The organism is Pantoea sp. sgz302252, from assembly GCF_047713085.1.
In the GTDB taxonomy this organism is placed as follows: Bacteria; Pseudomonadota; Gammaproteobacteria; order Enterobacterales; family Enterobacteriaceae; genus Scandinavium.
Window position 1 is genome coordinate 1 of record NZ_JBLFJW010000087.1, and the last position, 2,037, is coordinate 2,037.

Sequence of the window (2,037 nt, forward strand, 5' to 3'; positions counted from 1 at the left end):
GGGATGCGGGCCATGACGGGAACTCCTGTAAAACCTGTCAATAGGGTTTGAGTAAAAATAACTCGACAAGTATATACATCAGCTAGTAGTATTTACAACAGTTAAATGTAAAACGTGGAGTAGATTATGGCCATCAGAACTCAGGGGATTTCAGGTAAGACGACTATGGCCGCACCAATAAGTAACGAAGAACAGGTATTTATTGCCGAGCTGGGCAAGAGGATAACCGCGCTGAGGAAGGACGCCGGGATGACACAGGCACAGGTAGCTCAGGCGCTGAACGTTTCCCAGCAGGCGGTACAGGCATGGGAGGCCGGACGGCGGCGGATACAGATATCCATACTCCCAGCCGTGGCAAGGCTGTTATCGGTTTCACTGGAGGATTTGCTGGGTGAAGAGCCGGAGAAGATTGCCCGAAAGCGCGGTCCGGCACCAAAATGGCAACAGCTGATCGAAGAGATAGACGGATTACCTAAGGCAAGACAGAAGCTTATTACTGAGATGCTGAGCATGATGCTCGCTAAAACGGACGATATTTAGCGCGGTAATGCAGGGCTGCAACCCTGTATTACCGCTGACCACAAGCAACTAAAAGAGGTAGTTAATCATGGCTGAGAAGCATTCTACGGCAGAACGGAAGATTTCCAAAACGCAGCGCCGTTACCAGGTGAGTTATATAACCGCGCGGCACGCCGACCCCAAAACATTCCGGACGCGCTATTATTCCCGCCATCCGAGTCTGACGCTGAAAGGCGACTGGCTGAAGGAAGCGGGGTTTGATACCGGGACAGGGGTGACGGTGAAAATATCGGAGGGCGTGCTGACGATTATTGCGGACACCAGTGAAGTGCAGGCCCTGAAGGCTGAACTTTACCAGTTTAAAGAGGCGGCGATGGGGATGAAGGCGCTGGTTGCTTAGTGGATTGAGGGTGATAAAAGAGCCGGTAAATCAGCAGTAAATATTTACCGGCTTGTTCATCTTGTTTTTTAATATGTTATCGCTCTTCTATGTGATATGTCTTTTCATCAGTCCAGAAGATGATTTTATATTTCCCGAAATTTATTTTTTGATCTTTATAATACTCCATAACCTCTGAAGGATACCAACCATTACCATATAGGAAAAGAGCACCTTCATTAATTAGTGATTTTATAATTCGTTGCTTATCTTGGGCGTCAATAACGGGCATGATCATAAACTGTTCTTTTAGTGAAAAGCCTATTAATTGCATTCTATCTATTAGATTCTGTTCAGAGACTCTTAGTTTTATAACATCTCCGGCCATATCAATAACGATGATGGAATTATCTGGCATTCTATTCAATTTACGTTCACCCCTATAGTGACTGGTGCTGATGGTGATACAGGATTGATAACCACTTCCGGAGCACCTCCAGGCAAGTGCTGACCAGGGCCTAAAAAATAATCATTACCGCCCAATGGGCTTCGAGGTTGCATATCAGATATTCCATCAATTTTTCTAATATTAAACCCTCCGCTTAAGGAATCTGGAGCTAACCCCATATCTTTTTCAATAGTTTCAGCAAGAGATTTAGATATGGTTACTTCCCCATTTTGAGCTCCGGGGAAGTATTTTAGAATACCTTCTTTATCAGTAACAAATGTACCATCACGACCAAGTGCAGGGTATTGATCCCAACTTTTTGGGCTTATATTGTATCCCACATTATCTTCTAGCATTTGGGCTTGTCGAGCTCTTGCGCCATCGACCTTACATAATCCAAAAGGATCAGCATATTTTAGTGGGTTACTAACATAACCGTATGGCCTGAGTCCGCCTCTTAGCCCTATCGGGTCATAGGAACGATCCCGACGGCATCGTACTTTTTAACACGCTACCGCCCGCGCCGTTACTGCCTTTCCGGCCACTGCTTTTTACATCTTTAACAACACGTTAGCACGCAACGCCCGACGCGCACTTTTGCGCCGGAGGCCAGTATAACGGCGACGGCCGCTGCCGTTAATGTCTTGTTTTGTCCTTGTCTTTTTCTGTGAGCGCCATCATTACCCCTTCA

At 46.1% G+C, this 2,037-nt stretch carries 4 protein-coding genes; 2 read left to right on the forward strand and 2 right to left on the reverse strand.

Going from position 1 to position 2,037, the window contains the following annotated elements; all coding sequences use genetic code 11:
• The first annotated feature begins 126 nt into the window (after positions 1–126).
• Positions 127–540, forward strand: a complete 414-nt coding sequence (locus ACLW56_RS25165) for a helix-turn-helix domain-containing protein (protein WP_330986316.1) — start codon at positions 127–129, stop codon at positions 538–540.
• 67 nt (positions 541–607) lie between these two features.
• Positions 608–919 (forward strand): SymE family type I addiction module toxin, encoded by a 312-nt coding sequence (locus tag ACLW56_RS25170; protein WP_330986327.1) that lies wholly within the window; start codon positions 608–610, stop codon positions 917–919.
• A 76-nt stretch (positions 920–995) separates the two neighbouring features.
• Here the strand turns inward: ACLW56_RS25170 and ACLW56_RS25175 are convergent, their stop codons facing one another.
• Both ACLW56_RS25175 and ACLW56_RS25180 read right to left on the reverse strand, forming a co-directional pair.
• The gene (locus tag ACLW56_RS25175; protein ID WP_330986328.1) at positions 996–1,316 is read right to left on the reverse strand and encodes a hypothetical protein; all 321 of its coding nucleotides are present in this window, start codon (positions 1,314–1,316) and stop codon (positions 996–998) included.
• Between the two features lie 5 nt (positions 1,317–1,321).
• Positions 1,322–1,702 (reverse strand): type IV secretion protein Rhs, encoded by a 381-nt coding sequence (locus ACLW56_RS25180; RefSeq protein ID WP_330986329.1) that lies wholly within the window; start codon positions 1,700–1,702, stop codon positions 1,322–1,324.
• Between the last annotated feature and the right edge of the window lie 335 nt (positions 1,703–2,037).